The sequence below is a fragment of the Aquipseudomonas alcaligenes NBRC 14159 genome (assembly GCF_000467105.1).
Taxonomy (GTDB): domain Bacteria; phylum Pseudomonadota; class Gammaproteobacteria; order Pseudomonadales; family Pseudomonadaceae; genus Aquipseudomonas; species Aquipseudomonas alcaligenes.
In genome coordinates this window covers 1-530 of sequence record NZ_BATI01000057.1, presented here as the reverse complement: position 1 = coordinate 530, position 530 = coordinate 1, and the positions used below count along the sequence as shown (strand labels likewise).

The 530-nt window shown below is 63.4% G+C and carries 1 protein-coding gene; it reads right to left on the bottom strand.

Annotated elements, in window-relative coordinates:
* A partial coding sequence (locus PA6_RS21125) for a TVP38/TMEM64 family protein (protein WP_043217236.1) occupies positions 1 to 530 on the bottom strand: 530 nt, incomplete at both ends.

The window sequence follows — 530 nt, the reverse complement described above, 5'->3', positions numbered from 1 at the left end:
AGCAGGCCCGGAGAAAGAATGCCGCTCAGCGAGTCCAGCTGCCCCAGCTCACGCCCGGCATTCACGAACACCAGGGTGCCGGGCAACATGCCCAGCTGGCTGACCCACCAGTAGGTGCGCGCTGGCAGCTTGGTCAGGCCCATGGCCAGGTTGATCAGGAAGAACGGAAACACCGGCACCAGGCGCAGGGCAAACAGGTAGGAAGCGCCCTCCCGCTCGATACCCTGATCGATACTCCCCAGACGCTGGCTGAACTTGGCCTGAACCCAGTCGCGCAGCAGAAAACGGCTGATCAGCATGGCCAGGGTCGCGCCCAGAGTAGAGGCGAAGGACACCAGCACAGTGCCGCCCAGCAGACCAAACAAGGCCCCGGCGACTAGGGTCATCAAGGCAGCCCCTGGTAACGACAAGGCTGTGACCACGACATACAGCAGGAAAAACAGCCCCCCCACCAGCAGCGGATTGGCCGAGACCTGGGCGCTCAATGCCGCTTGCTGGGCCTTGAGGTTCGTCAGGTTGAGGTACTGGGG